Origin of the sequence: Kaistia soli DSM 19436, assembly GCF_900129325.1 — a bacterium.
GTDB lineage: Bacteria > Pseudomonadota > Alphaproteobacteria > Rhizobiales > Kaistiaceae > Kaistia > Kaistia soli.
Map to the genome: position 1 here is coordinate 1,004,219 of NZ_FQUP01000001.1, position 18,100 is coordinate 1,022,318.

14 protein-coding genes are annotated in these 18,100 nt (G+C 65.5%); 11 read left to right on the forward strand and 3 right to left on the reverse strand.

Going from position 1 to position 18,100, the window contains the following annotated elements:
* The first annotated feature begins 26 nt into the window (after nt 1–26).
* From BUB39_RS04950 to BUB39_RS05000, 11 genes are all read left to right on the forward strand, one after another.
* Complete coding sequence (locus BUB39_RS04950; protein ID WP_073051858.1) at nt 27–1,253, forward strand: glycosyltransferase family 4 protein; 1,227 nt, start codon at nt 27–29, stop codon at nt 1,251–1,253.
* Nucleotides 1,250–2,659 carry a lipopolysaccharide biosynthesis protein gene (locus tag BUB39_RS04955; RefSeq protein ID WP_073051859.1) on the forward strand — a complete coding sequence of 470 codons (1,410 nt, stop codon included), beginning with the start codon at nt 1,250–1,252 and terminating at the stop codon, nt 2,657–2,659. The genes BUB39_RS04950 and BUB39_RS04955 overlap by 4 nt, the downstream gene beginning before the upstream one ends.
* A complete protein-coding gene (locus BUB39_RS04960; protein WP_084526890.1) occupies nt 2,656–4,497 on the forward strand; it encodes an alpha/beta fold hydrolase in 1,842 nt (613 codons plus the stop codon). Before BUB39_RS04955 ends, BUB39_RS04960 begins: the two co-directional genes overlap by 4 nt.
* Nucleotides 4,494–5,531 (forward strand): glycoside hydrolase family 5 protein, encoded by a 1,038-nt coding sequence (locus BUB39_RS04965; protein ID WP_139251339.1) that lies wholly within the window; start codon nt 4,494–4,496, stop codon nt 5,529–5,531. Before BUB39_RS04960 ends, BUB39_RS04965 begins: the two co-directional genes overlap by 4 nt.
* Nucleotides 5,532–5,533: 2 nt before the next feature.
* The gene (locus BUB39_RS04970) at nt 5,534–6,751 is read left to right on the forward strand and encodes a glycosyltransferase family 4 protein (protein ID WP_073051860.1); all 1,218 of its coding nucleotides are present in this window, start codon (nt 5,534–5,536) and stop codon (nt 6,749–6,751) included.
* Nucleotides 6,752–6,846: 95 nt separating this feature from the next.
* Complete coding sequence (locus BUB39_RS04975) at nt 6,847–7,092, forward strand: acyl carrier protein (protein WP_073051861.1); 246 nt, start codon at nt 6,847–6,849, stop codon at nt 7,090–7,092.
* A gap of 5 nt (nt 7,093–7,097) precedes the next feature.
* The gene (locus BUB39_RS04980) at nt 7,098–8,285 is read left to right on the forward strand and encodes an acyl-CoA dehydrogenase family protein (protein WP_073051862.1); all 1,188 of its coding nucleotides are present in this window, start codon (nt 7,098–7,100) and stop codon (nt 8,283–8,285) included.
* 1 nt (nt 8,286) lies between these two features.
* On the forward strand, nt 8,287–9,228 hold the full coding sequence (locus BUB39_RS04985; RefSeq protein WP_073051863.1) for an amino acid--[acyl-carrier-protein] ligase: 942 nt from the start codon (nt 8,287–8,289) through the stop codon (nt 9,226–9,228).
* 4 nt (nt 9,229–9,232) lie between these two features.
* Entirely contained in the window at nt 9,233–10,234 is a 1,002-nt protein-coding gene (locus BUB39_RS04990; RefSeq protein ID WP_073051864.1) for a DUF1839 family protein, read from the forward strand.
* Nucleotides 10,235–10,241: 7 nt separating this feature from the next.
* Nucleotides 10,242–12,695 carry a glycoside hydrolase family 2 protein gene (locus BUB39_RS04995; protein ID WP_073052779.1) on the forward strand — a complete coding sequence of 818 codons (2,454 nt, stop codon included), beginning with the start codon at nt 10,242–10,244 and terminating at the stop codon, nt 12,693–12,695.
* Nucleotides 12,696–12,823: 128 nt separating this feature from the next.
* Entirely contained in the window at nt 12,824–13,258 is a 435-nt protein-coding gene (locus BUB39_RS05000) for a PACE efflux transporter (RefSeq protein WP_073052780.1), read from the forward strand.
* A gap of 34 nt (nt 13,259–13,292) precedes the next feature.
* On the opposite strand, the gene glgX is transcribed toward BUB39_RS05000, so the two are convergent.
* The 3 genes from glgX to glgC are packed head-to-tail and all read right to left on the reverse strand — an operon-like array spanning nt 13,293 to nt 18,090.
* A complete protein-coding gene (gene glgX / locus BUB39_RS05005; RefSeq protein ID WP_073051865.1) occupies nt 13,293–15,371 on the reverse strand; it encodes a glycogen debranching protein GlgX in 2,079 nt (692 codons plus the stop codon).
* 5 nt (nt 15,372–15,376) lie between these two features.
* Nucleotides 15,377–16,831, reverse strand: a complete 1,455-nt coding sequence (glgA, locus tag BUB39_RS05010; protein ID WP_073051866.1) for a glycogen synthase GlgA — start codon at nt 16,829–16,831, stop codon at nt 15,377–15,379.
* Entirely contained in the window at nt 16,828–18,090 is a 1,263-nt protein-coding gene (glgC, locus tag BUB39_RS05015) for a glucose-1-phosphate adenylyltransferase (RefSeq protein ID WP_073051867.1), read from the reverse strand. Before glgC ends, glgA begins: the two co-directional genes overlap by 4 nt.
* Nucleotides 18,091–18,100: the final 10 nt, after the last annotated feature.

Below are 18,100 nucleotides of genomic sequence, written 5' to 3' on the forward strand. Positions count from 1 at the left end.
TCCGAAGCGTCGACCGGGAAGAGCATATGCGGATCTTGATGGCGGCGGCGGCTTTCCCGCCCTTCATGGATGGCGGTGGTCCCGTCTCGGCCATGCTGGTCGCCAAGCTGCTGCTCGGCGCCGGCCATGAGCTTCTCGTCGTCAATGTCGCCGACGAAGCGAAGGAGGAGGTCTATGACGGCGTTCCCGTGCGGCGCCTTGAGACACTCAATCTCTATTGGAACTACCGCGTGCCGCGTCCGGCCTGGAAAAAAGCGGCCTGGCATGCGCTGGAGAATTTCAATCCGCGCGCCTTCCTCGCGATGCGGCGCGAGATCGCCCGCTTCAAGCCGGATCTGGTGCTGACCGACAGCATCGAGAACGTGAATGTCGCGACCTGGGGCGCCGCGCGCGCCGCGGGCATCCCCATCTGCCATATCCTGCGCTCCACCTTCCTGCTCTGCTGGAAGGGCTCGATGATGCGCGGCGGCGAAAACTGCGCCGGGGCCTGCGGCTCGTGCAAGGCGACGTCGATCGGCAAGAAGGCGATGAGCCGCCTCGTCGATGGCGTTGTCGGCGAAACCGATTTCATCATCGCACGCCATGTCGACGCCGGCTATTTCTCGAACGCCGAAACGCGCCGCATCCCGGGCGTCGTTCCCCGCCTCGCGGCCGATGCACCGCGTCCCGCTCCGGAGGGCCGGCCGCTTCGCGTCGGGTTCATCGGCGTCCATACCCCGATGAAGGGTCCGCATGTCCTGGCCGACGCGGCACGGAGTCTCGCCGGATCCGGCAAGGCCGAATTCCTGATCGCCGGCAGCGGGCAGGACGCCTATGCGGACGGGCTCATGGACCGCTTCCCGAAGGCCGAGACGCGCTTTCTCGGCTGGAGCGACCCCGACGCGTTCTTCCCGCAGATCGATGTGCTCGTCGTGCCATCGCTGTTCCAAGAGCCGTTCGGCCGGGTCATCGTCGAAGCCTTCGCGCATGCCGTCCCGGTGATCGGCGCCCGCTCAGGCGGTATCGCCGAGACGATCGAGGACGGCTTCAACGGCTATGCGGTTCCGCCTGGCGATGTCGCTGCGCTCGCCACCAGGATCGGCGAACTCGCCGATGCGCCGGAGAAGGTTGCGGCCCTTTCGGCCGGGGCTCTTTCTTCGGCGCGGCGTTATCTGCCGCCGATCCTCTCTGCGGCCTATACGGATTTCTTCGACCGCTTGGTCCGTCGCGCCGATGTCGCTCCCGATCTTGCGGCGGGGAATGCACGCCGATGATCCTCGAGCGTCTCCGCAACAGGCCGGGCGCAGGGCGCTTTGCTTCCGCCTTTTCCTCGCGGCTCGGCAGCGCGGTCCTGTCCTTCCTCGTGCTGCTCGTGGCGAGCCACGCGCTGTCGACGCAGGAATATGGTCTCTATGTCTTCCTGTTCTCGATCGGCAGCGCACTCGGGCTGATCTTCGTGCTCGGCCAGCAGATCCTGGTCGTCAAGCACTATCGATCCGGCATCGGCCTCGATCACCAGGGCAACAAGGCGCTGCTGCGCGTCAATGCGCTGTGGCTGATCCTCGGAGTCGGGACGCTGATCGCTGCGTCGATCGTTGGTTTCGTGATCCGCGGGCGGCTGCCGGCGCCGTATGATCAGATCTATGTCGCCCTGATCTTTGCGGCCGTCTATGCGGTCAGCGAATATCTGCAGAACTATTTCCGCATCCATGGCCGCATCAACCTGTCGCTGACGCCGCGCGAGATCGCCTGGCGCATCGCCTCGGCCGTCGTCCTCGCCAGTCTCGCGGCGGGCGGCGTGCTTTATGGCGGAGCCGAGGCGTTCTGGGCGGTGACGGTGTTGCTCGCGGTCGCGACGGCCTATCAGATGCGCCATTTCATCCGCGACGAGGGCGTGACTTTCCTGGGCAAGACCGGCCGCACCGACCGTGTGACGCGCCGACAGTGGCGGAAGGAAAGCTACTACTTCATCGCCAACAACATCCTGAACTCGGCATCGGCCTATCTCGAGACGATCGTGATCGGCGCGGCGCTCGGGCTCGACCAGGCGGCGTTCTATTTCGTCGCGCTGCGCATCGCGATGTTCCTGACGCTGCCGGTGGCGGCCATCGATACTGTCGGCATTCCGATGATCGCCGCGCGCTTCCAGGCGGAGGATGTGGCGGGCGCGCAGCGTCTGGTCGGCCGGCTCTCGTTTGCCTCGTTCGCAATCTCGCTCGCCGGTGCGCTCGGTCTCGCGATTGTCGGCAATTTCGTCCTGGTTCTGTTCAATGCCGAGTTCGCGCAGCATCACGACGTTCTAATCGCCCTCTGCCTCTCAGCCGTCTCCATCGCCTTTTTCGGGCCAGGCTCGTGGCTGCTGATGATCGGGGGCGGCGAGCGCTATTTCCTGATCGGCCGGTCGATCCTGTTCGTCTTCTATCTCGGTCTGCTCTTCGGCCTTGCCAAGCTCGACGGGCTCATGGGCATCGCCATTGCCGGACTGCTGATGAACGTCGCTTCCAACCTGATCGCCACGATCTGGGTCATGCGGCGCTGGCGCATCGACAATATGGCGACCGCCTTCCTGAAGCCGTTCCTCCTCTTCGACGGACGGCGGGAGCGACGCCGTGTCCAGAAGAGTGTCCCCGTCGAGCGCCGCGTTGCGCTTGCGGAGGGAAACGGGGAGGCATCCGCATGAATATCCATCGCAGTGCCGAACCGGACATGCGGACACCAGCCGCGTTCATGCGGGGCGACGTCTCGCGCCATCTCTCGGAGGGATCTTCCGGCGAGCTACATGAAATGAATGAGGCGACCGATCCGGCCGCGTTCGGCATGCCGGTGACGCTAGGAACGTTCGGCGGGTTCTACCATCCGGGCCGCAGCGGTCTTGCTGTCCTGATGTTGAGCCCGATCGGCTTCGAGGAGATGTGTATCCGCTCGACATGGCGCAGCCTCGCCGCGCTGATCGCCGCGGAGGGGCTGCCGTGCCTGCGCTTCGACTATCCCGGAACCGGCGACGCGCTCGATCCGGTCGAGGCGCCAGACGGCATCGAGGACTGGAAAGATGCCATACGCCAAGCCGCCCGCTGGCTGAAGGATGTCGCGGGCGCTGAGGAGATCGCCCTGCTCGGCCAAGGTCTCGGCGCGTCGCTGGCGCTGCTGATGGCGCAGGAACTCCCCGGAACGCGCGCTGTCGTCTCGATGGCCGCCGTCGACAATGGCCGCCACTATCTGCGCGAGCTCGCCGCTTGGTCTCGGATCGTCACGGACTCGATCGGCATCGGCCGCGATCCGGACGACGCGAATGGCCTTGCCGTCGCGGGCCTCGACCTGCCCGCGGGCCGCGCCGCCGCGATCAAAGCGATCCGCCTCGACGCGCTGGAAACGCGGCCTGCCGAGGACATACTGGTGGTCGGCCGCACGATATCGGATCGCGACGGACCGCTGGCCGATCACCTCGAAGCGCTCGGCGCCCATGTCACGCGACAGCCTTTCGAAGGCTATGAGACGCTGCTCACCGACCCGACGCAGGCCCGGCCGCCGATGGCGACGCTCGCCGGCATCGCATCCTGGATCTCACATCTCGCAACGGCCCGGCCAGGCGACGCCCGTCTGCCACCACCCGTGGAGCCGCTTCGCGGAGGCGGGTTTGAGGAAATGCCGACTCGCTTCGGCCCCGACGGCCGTCTTTTCGGAATCCTGTGCCGACCGACAGGCGCGCGCAACGCCCCGACGCTCGTCTTCACCAATGCCGGGCATGATTATCACATTGGCTGGGCACGCGTGACCGTCGAGCTGTCGCGCGCCCTCGCCCGGGAAGGCTTCGCAAGCTTTCGCTTCGATCTCGATGGTATCGGCGACAGTCCGGACCATCCGGGCGCGCCGGAGGAAGTGCTCTATTCCGAGCTGCATATCGCCGACGCGATCGCGGCAGTCGACCATGTGGCGGCACATTCAGCCGGGCCGATTATCCTGGTCGGCCGCTGCAGCGGCGGTTATGCGGCGCTTCAGGCGGCGGTGCAGCGGTCGGCTGTCCGCAAGCTCGTCATCATCAACACGCAGCGCTTCGTCTGGGATGCCGACGAGGACGTCGCCACCGCCGTCCGCTACGGCCATCGCAGCGTCAGCAATTTCGGTGCAACGCTGATGAAGCGCGACACGATGAGACGACTGCTCCGCGGCGAGCTGAATGTCGGACCGGCCGGCCGCTATATCGTCCGGACGGTGGCGACGCGGGCAAGCCGCGCGCTGGCGCCTTTTCTCGGCGGGCTCTCGAAGCACGCGCGCATGCACCGCGCCGTGCATCGGCAGTTTCGGGCGCTCGAACAGCGTGGCACCGATGTTTCGATGCTATTTTCGACCGATGATGCGGGGCTCAACGAGTTCAATGTCTATTTCGGCGCGCGCGGCCAGCGCCTTAGCGCCTATCAGCGCGTCAGCATGCGGCTGATCGCCGACGCCGACCATAACTTCACCCATCAAGGCGCCCGCGCCCGTCTGCTGACGGCGCTGCGCGAGGTGCTCGCATCATGAGACTGAGACTTGGCCGCGGCATAGCGGGCCTGCTCGCGCTCGCCGCAATGACGACGACGGCGGTCGCGGAGCCATGCCTGCGCGGCGTCAATCTGGCGGGTGCGGAATTCGGGAAGCTGCCGGGCAGGCTACACACCGATTATACCTATCCGACCAAGGCGACGATCGACTATGTCGCCGGCACCGGGGCGACGGTGATCCGCCTGCCCTTCCGCTGGGAGCGACTGCAGCCAAAGCTCGGCAAGCCGTTCGATCCCGGCGAGCTCGCCGCGCTCGACGAGGCGGTCGCAACCGCGTCCAGGGCCGGTCTCGCCGTCATTCTCGATCCGCATAACTACGCCTATTACGACGAGCAGCGGATCGGCTCCGATGCCGTGCCGGCGCAAGACTTCGCCGCGTTCTGGTCGCGGCTCGCCGGCCATTACAAGAACGAACCGAAGCTCGTCTTCTCGCTGATGAACGAGCCCTACGACATCCACGCCAATGACTGGCTGGTGGACGTGAACCTCGCGATCGCGGCGATCCGCAAGACCGGCGCCGGCAACCTCATCCTTGTGCCCGGCACCGCCTATACCGGCGCGCATAGCTGGACCAAGGATCTTCCGGTCGGCAACAACAGCAAGGTGATGGGCGGCGTCGCCGACGCGCTCGACCACTATGCCTATGATTTCCATCAGTATCTCGATGCCGACTTCTCCGGCCGCAACGCAGAATGCACCGGTGGCGCCGAGGCGCTGGCAGGGATCGATCGCGTCACGGCCTGGCTGAAGGCCAATGGCAAGCGCGGCTTCCTCGGCGAGTTCGCGGCGTCCGACGACCCCGCCTGTATTGCGGCCATGACGAAACTCGTCACGACGATCAACAATGCGAAGGCCGAATGGATCGGTTGGACCTACTGGGCCGCCGGTGAATGGTGGCCGCCTGACTATATCTTCAATGCCCAGCCGACAGACGAGGGCGACCGGGCGCAGGTGGTCGCACTGAAGCCATTGATGAAGGCCGAAGACGCAAGCTGCGGGGCGGGAAACCAGTGAGGATGTCCGCAACGCCCGCTGCACGGCCGCTACGCGTGCTTCATGTGGTGCGCCAGTTCCACCCGAACCGCGGCGGGCTCGAGGACTTCGTCGCCAATCTTGGGCGCGCCCAGGCGGCTGCCGGGCTCGACGTTTCAGTTCTGACGCTCGACCGGCTGTTCACGCGACCGGATGAGCCGCTGCCGGCAGTGGATCATCTCGGGTCGGTCGCCATCCGACGCATTCCTTACCGTGGATCGAACCGCTATCCGATCGCGCCGGGATTTCTCCATGCCGTCGGCGCGGCAGATCTCGTTCATGTGCACGCCATCGACTTCTTCTTCGACGCCCTGGCGGCGACCAAGCCGCTCCATCGCAAGCCCCTCGTCGCTACGACGCATGGCGGGTTCTTCCATTCCGGCGCCTATTCGGGATTGAAGCAACTCTGGTTCAACGGCCCGACCCGCCTCTCGACGCTTGCCTATCGCCGCATCGTCGCCTGCAGCCCTCAGGACGCCGCGCGCTTCGCCCCGGTTGCCGGCAAGCGGCTGACCCTCATCGAGAACGGCGTCGATATCGATAAATTCCGCGGCGGCGCTAGCCCGCGCAAGGTCAAGCGTCTCGTGACGATCGGGCGCCTCGCCGTCAACAAGCGGCCGGAGCGCCTGCTTGCCGCCATGGCCGAACTGGCGCGCCGCGACGCTGAATGGCAGCTTTCCGTGGTCGGCGCAGCGTCGGACTGGTCGGCCGACCGGTTCATGGCAGAGGTGACACGGCTGGGGCTTCAGAACAATGTCACACTGCATCTCGGCCTGCCGGATGCAGAGGTCAGAAGCATCATCGGCAGCGCCTCGCTCTTCGTTTCGGCTTCGGAGTTCGAAGGCTTCGGCATTGCCCTTGTCGAGGCGGCGAGCGCCGGCCTCGGCCTCGTCGTTCACGCCAACACGGCCTTCAGCGATCTTGCCGCCCGCCATTCCGGCATCGGCCTGACCGATTTCACCGATCCCGTCCGCGCTGCCGCCGATATTGCCCGCGCCTTTGACCAGATGGCCCAGCGCCCCACGGTCCCCGGCTGGGTCGACGACTATGCATGGACAAGCGTTGCGGCCCGCTATGCTGATGTCTATCGAATGGCGCTGGGGCAGCCGCTTGCGGATGCGCCTGAATTTCTTGATGAGGGTTCAGCATCGGTTAAACATCTCGAACAGCCGTTGCCGATCCTGAAGATTCAGCCGAAATAGGGCCGGATTTATCCGATTGGATTCATAATTCGTTCGGACACGCACACCTAAGAATTCGCATCAAATTTGACGTTTTTTCGTTGGGAGAGGGGAACATGCGGGATCGTATTCGTAAGCTTATCGCCGAGCGCAAAGTCGTCGCCGTCGATGTCGATACCCTGTCGGATACATCCGATCTCTACGAGGCTGGACTCAGCTCCTTCGCTTCGATCCAGTTCATGCTGGCGCTCGAAGATGAGTTCGACATCGAGTTTCCCGAGCGGATGCTGACGCGCAAGACCTTCGCCTCGATCGAGGCGATCGACCGGTCGATCGCCGAGCTTATCGGCGAGCAGGTGTAAGCGTCATGGCGGTGCCCTCCCCCACCATCGAAATCCTCCGTCCCCCGGCGGAACGCATGCGCAGCGTGGCGGAGATCGCCGCGCGGCATTCAGGCGATGTGGACCGCGAGGGCCGCTTTCCGCAGGAGGCCGTCGACGCCCTGAAGGCCGAGCGGCTGATGAGCGTCATGGTACCAAAGCGCTTCGGCGGCGAGGGTCTCAGCCTGCTCGAGACGGCCGAGCTCTGCACCATCCTTGGTCAGGCCTGCGGCTCGACCGCGATGATCTATGCGATGCACCAGATCAAGGCATCGAGCCTTGTCTCGCATGGTGGCAGCAGCCCCTGGCATGCCGGATTCATGCGCGATCTCGTCGACGAGCAATATCTCCTCGCCTCGGCCACGACCGAAGGCGGTATTGGCGGAGACCTGCGCAATTCGATCTGCGCGGTTCATGTCGCCGACGGCCGCTTCACCTTGGAGAAAGACGCGACCGTCATCTCCTACGGCCTCTACGCCGATGCGATCCTCGTCACCTGCCGGCGCGCGCCCGATGCGCAGAGCTCCGACCAGTCGATGGTGGTCGTGAAGCGCGGCGACTATACGCTCGACAAGACGACAGGCTGGGACACGCTCGGCATGCGCGGAACCTGCTCGGAGGGCTTCCGCCTCGTCTCGGCCGGCGACGCCGCCCAGATCTTCCCGCAGCCCTTCTCCGAGATCGCGGCGCAGTCGATGCTCTCGGCATCGCACATCCTCTGGGGCGCCGTCTGGTTCGGCATTGCCGCCGATGCCGTGGCCAGGGCGCAGGCCTATGTGCGCGCCGCGGCCCGCAAGCAGCCGGGCAGCCTACCGCCGGGCGCACTCCGCCTCGCAGAGGTCGTCGCGATGCTGCAGGACATGAAGGCGAGCGTGGTCGCGGGCGTCGTCCGCTATGAGGCGGCGATGAACCGTCCGGACGCGCTGTCCTCCATGGGTTTCGCCGCCGAAATGAACAATCTGAAGATCACGACCTCGCAGCGCGCGGCCCAGATCGTCACTCATGCGATGCTGATCACCGGCCTTTCCGGCTACAAGAACGACACGCCCTTTAGCGTCGGACGCCATCTGCGCGACGTGACCTCCGCCGCGATCATGATTTCGAACGATCGCATCCTGTCGAACACGTCGAACCTGCTTCTCGTGAGCCGCTTCGATACCAGCCTGGTGAACTGACATGGACGCTCTCTCGCAGACCGCACCCGCCCCAGGACAGGGTGGCGCGAAGGAATTCCTCGACCAGCTCTTCAGCGCCGGTGTCCTGACAGAAACGGGCGTCGATGGCCTCTATGGCCGGTCGGGCGATTTCGAGGAGGTGATCGAGCGCTTCGAGACGCTCGTCACGCGCTATGCCGGCGCGGACAAGGCCGAGCGCATCCATTTCCCGCCGGGCATGCCGCGCCCGATGCTGGAAAAGTCAGGCTATCTCAAGAGCTTTCCGCAACTCGCCGGATGCGTCCATTCCTTCATGGGTGGCGAGGCCGATCATGCGCGTCTGCTGCAGATGCTGGCGAATGGCGAGGACTGGACCGATCTTCAGCAGGCGACCGATGTCGTACTGACGCCCGCAGCCTGCTACCCGCTCTATCCGACCGTCGCCAAGCGCGGACCGATGCCGGACGGCGGCGTGCTGTTCGATCTCAAGTCCTATTGCTTCCGCCATGAGCCATCGCAGGACCCGGCGCGCATGCAGCTGTTTCGCATGCGGGAATATGTCCGCATCGGCTCGCCGGAGGAGGTCCGCGCTTTCCGCGAAAGCTGGCTGGAGCGCGGCCCGGAGCTGATCCGCTCGCTCGGCCTTCCCTGCGAAATCGACCTTGCCAACGACCCGTTCTTCGGCCGCGCCGGCAAGATGCTCGCCAACAACCAGCGCGACCAGGGCCTAAAGTTCGAGCTGCTGATCCCGGTTGCCAACGAGAAGCCGACGGCCTGCCTCTCGTTCAATTATCACCAGGATCATTTCGGCACGCTCTGGGGCATCCAGCAGGCCGATGGAACGCCCGCCCATTCCGCCTGTGTCGGTTTCGGGCTCGAGCGCGTGGCGCTCGCGCTCTTCCGCCATCACGGCATGAAGGTCGCCGACTGGCCGCAATCGGTCCGCGCCGTGCTCTGGGGCTGAACCGATGGCCGACCTCAAGGCGCTCGATCCCGCCTCCCACCGACCGCACGCGCTGCATGACGGCGCGCGCCATTGGCCGGAGACCAATTGCTATGTCGACCTGTTCATCGAACTGGTCGGCGCGCTCGGGTTCGAGGTCGAGGCGATGTTCGGCTTCACGGTGACGCAGGATTTCGAGGGCGACCAGTTCTCTTTCTTCAAGGTGCCGGTCGACGATCTTGAGGTACTCTACGGATTGCGCGTGCAGGAGCTCGCGATCTTCGACCGTCTCGAAGGCCATGTCGTCGAGCAGCTCGGCCGCGGCCGCGTCATCCTCGTCGAGGTCGACGGCTATTTCCTGCCCGACACCGGCGGCGTCTCCTATCGCGTCCAGCACACCAAGACGACGGTTGGAATCACGCATCTCGACGTCGCCGCACGCCGCATGCGCTATTTCCACAATGGCAGCTTCTTCGCGCTCGAAGGTGCGGACTATGACGGCATCTTCGGACCCGGGGGCTCGGCGAAGAACGCCGATGCGCTGTTCCCCTATGTTGAATTCGTCAAGCTGCCGGCCGAAGATGCTCCGCGCATCGATACGCTGGCGGTCGCCAAGCGCCTGCTGACGCGCCATCTCGCCCGCCGCCCGGCTGCCAATCCGATCCGAGCCTACGGCGATGCGCTGGCCGCGCATCTCGCCGATCTCGGCACGCGGGCGCCGGACTATTTCCATGTCTACGCCTTCAACACGCTCCGCCAGCTCGGTGCCAATTTCGAGCTGCTGGCGAGCCATCTCGCCTGGCTGACCGGTCACGGCGAAGCCGGCCTCGCGCGCGCCGAAGCGGCCGCGCTGGATATCGCCGCCAGCGCCAAGGTGATGCAGTTCAAGCTTGCCCGCGCCATGGCGCGCAGCCGCTATGACGGGCTGGATGGCCTCATCGAGCCTATGGCGGCCGCCTATGACATCGCGATCGGCGAGTTGGTCGCCCGCTATGCCGAGCCATCTGCCGCCCGTCAGGCCGCCTGAGCCATTCATGCAGCCGCTTTCCGACAGCGCGGTTCGCATTCTCAATCTCGACGCCGGCTGGGACTTTCTGCTGACCGAGGCCGGCGCGTTTGCCACCCCGCCCGGCAATGCCGACTGGCTGCCGGCGATCGTGCCCGGAACGGCGGCGCAGGCGCTCGCGGCGCTCGGACGCTGGTCGCTGGAAAGGCCGGAGCCGCTTGCAGGTCACGACGTCTGGTATCGTGTGACGCTGCCTGGCAGCGGGCCGGCGCGGCTCGACTTTGAAGGCCTCGCCACCATCGCCGATATCTTTCTCGACGGCGAAAAGATCCTCGCCAGCGACAGCATGTTCCAGCCGGTATCGGTTGTGATCGACCGCCGGCCAGGCGCCGTGCTGGCGATCTGCTTCCGAAGCCTCTCCGCTGAACTCGAGCGTCGCAAGAGCAAGCGGGCGCGCTGGCGGCCGACGATGATTGACGATCAGCGTCTACGCCTCGTTCGCACAACCCTGCTCGGCCATATGCCGGGCTGGTGTCCGCCGGTCGACGCGATCGGCCCCTATCGCCCGGTCGGCCTTGTCGAGACGACAGCGCCCGCGATCGACAATCTCGATGTCCAGGTTTCGCTGGTCGGCAACACCGGGCGCGTCGCCGTCAGCTTTGCCTATGACGGCCCTGACGAGCCGATCAGGCTGACCGTCGGCGGCAGCGATGCTCGATTGAAGCGCGCCGGCACCCATGTCAGCGGTGTGATCGAACTTTCCGATGTCCATCTCTGGTGGCCGGCCAGCCATGGCGGTCAGCCGCTTTACCCGGTCGCGATCCGGATCGGCGACCGCCAAATCGATCTTGGGCGCGCCGGTTTCCGCAGCATCACGGTCGATCGCGGAGCGGATGGCCGTGGTTTCGCGCTGGTGGTGAATGGCGTGCGGATCTTCTGCCGCGGCGCCGTCTGGACGCCGGCCGATCTCATCTCGCTGGCCAGCGATCGGGTCAGCCTCGAACCGCTGATCAGGCTGGCAGCCGAAGCCGGGATCAACATGCTGCGGGTCGGCGGGACGATGCTCTATGAGGCGCGCGCGTTCCACGATCTCTGCGACGAATATGGCATCCTCGTCTGGCAGGACTTCATGTTCGCGAATTGCGACTATCCCGCTGATGATGCGTTTGCCGCGACAGTCGGCGCGGAGGCGGAAACTCTGCTCCGGCGACTGGCGCTGTCGCCCTCGCTGGCCGTTCTCTGCGGCGGCAGCGAAGTCGCGCAGCAGGCGGCCATGATGGGCCTGCCGCCGTCAGCCTGGACAAGCCGGATTTTCGAGGACGTCCTGCCCGAAGCCGTCGCAAGGCTGCGGCCAGATGTGCCGTTTGTCGCATCCTCGCCCTTTGGCGGGGATCTGCCTTTCGTCGCCGACAGCGGCGTCACCCATTATTATGGCGTTGGCGCCTATCGCCGGCCGCTCGAAGATGCCCGGCGCGCCGATGTGCGCTTCGCCTCGGAATGCCTCGCCTTCGCCAATATGCCGGACGAGGCGACGTTGCGCGAATTGTTGCCCGTCGCGCCCGTGCATCATCCCCGCTGGAAAGCGGCCGTGCCGCGCGATCTCGGCGCGAGCTGGGATTTCGAGGATGTGCGCGACCACTACACGGGGCTTCTCTATAGCGTCGATGTCGCACGCCTCCGAACCGAAGACCCGGCGCGCTATCTGGAGCTCGCCCGCGCCACGACGGCCGATGTGGCGGAGGCGACCATTGGCGAATGGCGGCGACCAAGTTCGCCGACCGCCGGGGTGCTGGTGTGGTTCTGGCGCGATCTCCTGCCCGGTGCTGGCTGGGGCATCGTCGATGCGCTTGGGAGACCGAAATCGCTCTATCACGCCCTGAAGCGCGCCTTTCGCCCGCTTGCGCTCATTCTCACCGACGAGGGCATCAACGGGCTGCACCTGCATATCGTCAACGACAGCGCAGTGCCGATCGAAGCGGAGCTGTCGCTCGCCTGTCTCCGCGATGGCCGCCTGCCGGTGGCGCGCGGCGCGAAGGCCGTCACCGTGCCAGCGCGCGGAGGACTAACTGTGACGGCGACCGAACTGCTGGGCGCCTTCTTCGACACGACCTACGCCTATCGCTTCGGGCCTGCCGGCCACGATGTCAGCCTCGCACGCCTTGCGGCTCCGGATGGCACAGTACTCGCGGAGGCCACGCATTGGCTGCCGGGCCGGCGCAGCGAACGTCACGGCCTCGGCCTTGCTGCAATCGCGGAGCGCGATGACGACAGCTGGTTCCTGACGCTCTCGGCAGAGCGGATGGCCGCCCATGTCACCATCGCCGATCCGCGTTACCGCACTGAGGACAGCGGCTTCGACCTTCCATCCGGGACCTTACGCAGGGTTCGCCTGCTGCCCTTCAACGCTGGCGAGACGGCGCCGCCGGAAGGTGAGATCCGGGCGATCAATGGCACCGATATCGGACGCTATGCGGGCGGCTGATGGCTGCCCTGCGACGCCGGGACTTGCCTCCAGCCCGCCGCGAACTTATATCAGCGGCGTTGAGAGGACGGCCTCCCCCATCGGGGACACTTGTCGGGACGACCCGACGCTGCCGATGGGGAATGACCATGCGCACGACGCGCGACCGTATCCGTCACACAATCAGCTTTGAAATCATTGGGCTTCTAATCGCGACGCCGCTGGCGGCGCTGGCCTTCGGCCTGCCGCTCGCCGATGTCGGCGTGGTCGGACTCGGCACCAGTCTTGCCGCCGCGCTCTGGAACTATGTCTACAATCTCGGCTTCGACCATGCGCTCGTTCGTCTCAAGGGCGACACCAGCCGCGGCGTTCCACTGCGCGTCCTGCATGCCGTGCTGTTCGAGGGCGGGCTGATGATCATGCTGATGCCGATCATCGCCTGGTATCTCGGGATCAGCCTCTTCGAGGCGCTGGCGATGGATGTCTCCTTCGCGCTCTTTTACATGGGCTACGCGTTCGTCTTCAATCTCGCCTATGACCGCCTCTTCCCGATCGAGGGTGGGCGCGCCTCCATCGCAGCCTGAGGCATTCGCAGCGGAAAACGGATATCGCGAGGGACTATCCCGCGATATCCGCGAACAGCATCGTCGCGCGACCGCGCACGGTGATCGTTCCGGAAACGAGCGTCGGATCGCGACGGTCGATCTCCGGCGTCAGGCCTTCGCAGCTATCGACGAGAAGCCGCCAGCCGGCTCCGGTGCTCGGCGGCAGCGTAAGCAGCGTGTCGCCCTCGCCACCGGCGAGCACCAGACAGAGACGCTCCACATCGCCCGCTTCGTCATGGCCGGAAAAGACGGCGACGAGCACATATGCGCCACCATCGTTCCAGCGGTCGCCTTCCAGCGGGCGGCCATCGGCGCCATGCCAGACGACATCCGCGGTCGTGAGCCCATCGCGCGGCTGGCCGGTAAGCGGCCGCGGATCAGAGAGAAGCGGATGGGCAGCGCGGAGCGCGACAACGGCCCGCGCAAAGGCTAGGAGTTCGGTATCCGCCCGCGTCCAGTCCATCCAGGCGATTTCGTTGTCCTGCGCATAAGCATTGTTGTTGCCATGCTGGCTGCGGCCCGTTTCATCGCCCATCGCGATCATCGGCGTGCCGCGCGAGAACAGCAGCGCGGCGAACAGTGCCCGCATATCGGCGACACGGCGGCGCGCGATAGCCGGATCGTCCGTCTCGCCCTCGACACCATTATTCCAGGAGTGGTTGCCGTCATTACCGTCACGGTTCTGCTCGCCATTCGCGGCATTGGCCTTCCGCTCATAGGCGACGAGATCGGCCAGCGTGAAGCCGTCATGCGCGGTGACGAAGTTGATGCTGCGCGACAGGGGGCGATGGCGACCGGCGAAGATATCGGCCGAGCCGGCGACCCGCGTCGCAAGTTCGCCGATCAGCCCACCCTCGCCCTTGAAGAAGCGGCGCATCGTATCGCGATAGCGGTCGTTCCACTCGCCCCATGACGGCGGGAACATGCCGACCTGATAGCCGCCATAGCCGATGTCCCACGGCTCGGCGATGAGGATCAACTGCGACAGTAGTGGATCCTGGTCGATGGCGACAAGGATCGGCGCGGCGGGATCGAACCCGGTGTCGCGGCGGGCGAGGGTTGTCGCGAGATCGAAGCGAAAGCCGTCGACGCCTGCCGCCTCGACCCAGTAGCGCATGCAGTCCATGACCAGGCGCAGCCCGGCTGGCCGCTCCAGCGCCAGGATGTTGCCGCAGCCGGCATCGTTGGCATAGAAGCGCCGATCCTCGGGGATCAGCCGGTAATAGCCGGCATTGTCCAGCCCGCGCATCGAGACAGTGGGGCCAAGATGGTCGCTCTCGCCGGAATGATTGTAGACGACGTCGAGGATGACTGCGATGCCGGCCGCATGCAGCGCGGCTATGGCGGTACGCACTTCGTCCATGCCGCCGGGTGCGAGACGCGGATCGGGAACGAACCAGGCGATGGGATTGTAGCCCCAGTAATTCGAGAGCCCGAGCGGCGGCAGATGGCGCTCGTCGAGCCAGGCGGCGATCGGCAGCAGTTCGACCGTCGTGACGCCGAGTTCCTTCAGATGGCGGATCGAGACGGGATGACCGAGCCCGGCGAAGGTGCCGCGCAGCGGCTCGGGGATATCCTTGTTGAGCTTCGAGAAACCGCGCACATGCAGTTCGTAGATCACCTGCCGTTCGAAAGCCGGCGCCGGGTGAAGCCGGGCGGCAGTCGCGGGTGGCGGGGAGACAATCGCCTTCGGCACGACGGCGGCGCTGTCGGCAGTGTCGTCCGCGGCACCGAGACGACGGGCGTCATAGAGCAGCGGTTCTTCTCGAAAGGCGCGGTCGAGCGCCCTGGCATAGGGATCGACGAGGAGCTTGACCGGATTGAAGCGATGCCCCTCCTCCGGATGCCACGGACCATGAGCGCGGAATCCATAGCGGGCGCCGACCACCACGCCCTCGACATGGCCGTGATGGATGTCGCCGGTGCGTGCCGGCAGACGGACGCGGCGAAGCTCACTATCACCGTCAGCCGAGAACAGGCAAAACTCGATCGCCTCGGCCGCCGCGGAATGGACAGCGACGTTGACGCCCTTTCCGCTCAGCGTGACGCCGAGCGGGCCGGCGCTGCCGTCCGTCACCCGATCGCGATGCATGCCTGTCAGCCTGCCTCGGCCCGAAGACTGCGGAAGAGCCGTGCATAAGCGGCGGCGGGACGACGCCAGGACACGTCGGTCTTCATCGCATTGGCCTGCATCTTCTTCCAATAGGGCCGATCGCGCCAAAGATCGGCGGTGCGCAGGATCGCGGCTTCGAGATGATCGGCCGTAACAGGCCCGAACTGCACGCCGGTGCCGATGCCGGCCGCGCGCGCGACCTCATTGGCATCGATCACGGTGTCGGCAAGGCCGCCGACGCGCGCCACCAGCGGAAGCGCGCCGTAGCGGAGCGCGCAGAGCTGGGTCAGTCCGCAGGGCTCGAACCGCGAGGGCACCAGGATGACATCGCTGCCCGCCTGGATGAGATGGGCGAACGGCTCATCATAGCCGTTGAACATGCCGACGCGGCCCGGATTCATCCGCGCCGCATCGACGAAGCCTTCAGCGATCCACGGTTCGCCGGAGCCAAGAATGGCCAGTTGCGCGCCTGTGCCAAGCAAGGTGCCGAGCCGCTCGAGCAGCAGATCGAGGCCCTTTTGCCAGGTCAGGCGGCTGATGACGCCGAAGACGAGCGCGTTGGGATCGACCTCCAGCCCCAGCCGGGTCTGCAGCGCGGCCTTGTTGGCGGCGCGGCTGGAGCGATTTTCGGCGCTGAAGGGCGACGCGATCATCGGGTCGGTCGCCGGGTTCCAGACGGAATCGTCGATGCCGTTGAGGATTCCCGAGACAACCCCGGCCCGGGTCCGCAGCAGGCCATCGAGGCCCATGCCGCCATCCGGCGTGCGGATCTCGACCGCATAGGTGGGCGACACGGTCGTGATGCGATCGGCGAGTTGCAGCCCGGCCTTCAGGAAGCCGATCCCGCCGAAATATTCGACGCCTTCCAGCGAAAAAGCGTGCGGCGGCAGGCCAAGCACCTGCATCAGCTCACGGCTGTAGTGACCCTGGAACGCCATATTGTGCACCGTCATCACCGACGGCGCGTGCGGGCGGCCGGAATAGCGCATATAGGCCGGCGCGAGACCGGTTTGCCAGTCATGCGCATGCACGATGTCGGGGCGCAGATCCGGCAACAGGCCGAGGCCGAGATCGGCGGCAACACGCGCAAGCGCTGCAAAGCGGATGGCATTGTCATGCCAGTCGCGGCCGTCCGAGCCGACATAGGGATTGCCCGGGCGCTCATAGAGATAGGGCGCTTCGAGCACCAGGAGGTCGAGGCCGCCTGCCTTGCCCTTCAGGAGGCGCGCATCGCCACCGAACAGGCCATGGAAGATATGCACCATCTCCGCGCCCTCGAGCGCGGCCAGCACGGCCGGATAGCCCGGCACCAGCGTGGTGACGTGGATGGCTTCCGGCGCCAGCGCGCCGGGAAGCGCGCCGACGACGTCGGCGAGCCCTCCGGTCTTCACCAGCGGATAGACTTCCGAGGCGACGGACAGAACGTTCAGCGTGCTCATCCCTTCAGCGCATCGATCATCGGCTGCGTGATGAGGCAGATGCCGTTCTCGGTGCGGCGGAAGCGGCGGGCATCGAAGTCTGGATCCTCGCCGACCACCAGTCCTTCGGGAATCTGGACTCGCGAATCGACCACGACATTGCGCAGCCGCGCCGAGCGGCCGATCTCGGCATAGGGCAGAACCACGCTGCTCTCGACATGCGAATAGGAATTGCAGCGAACGCCTGTGAACAGAAGCGCCCGGTTGAGCGAGGCGCCCGAAACGATGCAGCCGCCGGAGACCAATGAGGACAGCGCATAACCGCGCCGGTTCTCCTCGTTGTGAACGAATTTCGCCGGTGGCGTCACCTCGCCATAGGTCCAGATCGGCCAGTCGCGATCATAAAGATCGAGATCGGGCACGACGCTGGTCAGGTCGATATTGGCCTCCCAATAGGCGTCGACCGTACCGACATCGCGCCAATAGGAGATCGATTCCGCCCGCGAACGGACGCAGGACGTCTCGAAGTGATGCGCGACCGCTTTACCGTGCTTCACGATATGCGGGATGATGTCCTTGCCGAAGTCGTGGCTGGAATTCGGATCTTCCGCATCGCGGCGGAGCTCGTCCATCAGGAACTTGGTGTTGAAGACATAGATGCCCATCGAGGCCAGCGCCTTGTCAGGCTCGCCGGGCATCGCCGGCGGATCCTTCGGCTTCTCGATGAACGAGATGACGCGATCCTCGGTATCGACATGCATGACGCCGAAGCCGGTCGCTTCCATGCGTGGCACTTCAAGGCAGCCGATCGTGACGTCGGCCTTGGCCTCGACATGCTGCTTCAGCATGTCCTCGTAATCCATCTTGTAGATATGGTCGCCGGCGAGCACGACGAAATACTCGCTGTCATAGTCCTTGAGGATGTCGAGGTTCTGATAGACGGCGTCCGCCGTGCCGAGATACCAGAGCTCCTCCGAGACACGCTGGCTCGCCGGGAAGATATCGAAGATCTCGTTGCGCTCCGGGCGGAAGAAGTTCCAGCCGCGCTGCAGATGGCGGATCAGGCTGTGTGCCTTGTACTGCGTCGCGACGCCGATCCTTCTGATGCCGGAATTGAGCGCATTGGACAGCGCGAAATCGATGATGCGCGACTTGCCCCCGAAATAGACGGCCGGCTTGGCGCGCCGGTCCGTGAGTTCCATAAGCCGGCTGCCGCGGCCGCCGGCCAGTACGAAGGCCATGGTCTGGCGCGCAAGGGGTGCACTGCCCGGCTTCTGCATCGTCTCTTCT

Bases quoted from the DNA above. Each gene is read 5' to 3' on its own strand.
- BUB39_RS04950 (WP_073051858.1), top strand. From the start codon at position 27: ATGCGGATCTTGATGGCGGCGGCGGCTTTCCCGCCCTTCATGGATGGC.
- BUB39_RS04955 (WP_073051859.1), top strand. From the start codon at position 1,250: ATGATCCTCGAGCGTCTCCGCAACAGGCCGGGCGCAGGGCGCTTTGCT.
- BUB39_RS04960 (WP_084526890.1), top strand. From the start codon at position 2,656: ATGAATATCCATCGCAGTGCCGAACCGGACATGCGGACACCAGCCGCG.
- BUB39_RS04965 (WP_139251339.1), top strand. From the start codon at position 4,494: ATGAGACTGAGACTTGGCCGCGGCATAGCGGGCCTGCTCGCGCTCGCC.
- BUB39_RS04970 (WP_073051860.1), top strand. From the start codon at position 5,534: ATGTCCGCAACGCCCGCTGCACGGCCGCTACGCGTGCTTCATGTGGTG.
- BUB39_RS04975 (WP_073051861.1), top strand. From the start codon at position 6,847: ATGCGGGATCGTATTCGTAAGCTTATCGCCGAGCGCAAAGTCGTCGCC.
- BUB39_RS04980 (WP_073051862.1), top strand. From the start codon at position 7,098: ATGGCGGTGCCCTCCCCCACCATCGAAATCCTCCGTCCCCCGGCGGAA.
- BUB39_RS04985 (WP_073051863.1), top strand. From the start codon at position 8,287: ATGGACGCTCTCTCGCAGACCGCACCCGCCCCAGGACAGGGTGGCGCG.
- BUB39_RS04990 (WP_073051864.1), top strand. From the start codon at position 9,233: ATGGCCGACCTCAAGGCGCTCGATCCCGCCTCCCACCGACCGCACGCG.
- BUB39_RS04995 (WP_073052779.1), top strand. From the start codon at position 10,242: ATGCAGCCGCTTTCCGACAGCGCGGTTCGCATTCTCAATCTCGACGCC.
- BUB39_RS05000 (WP_073052780.1), top strand. From the start codon at position 12,824: ATGCGCACGACGCGCGACCGTATCCGTCACACAATCAGCTTTGAAATC.
- glgX (WP_073051865.1), bottom strand. From the start codon at position 15,371: ATGCATCGCGATCGGGTGACGGACGGCAGCGCCGGCCCGCTCGGCGTC.
- glgA (WP_073051866.1), bottom strand. From the start codon at position 16,831: ATGAGCACGCTGAACGTTCTGTCCGTCGCCTCGGAAGTCTATCCGCTG.
- glgC (WP_073051867.1), bottom strand. From the start codon at position 18,090: ATGCAGAAGCCGGGCAGTGCACCCCTTGCGCGCCAGACCATGGCCTTC.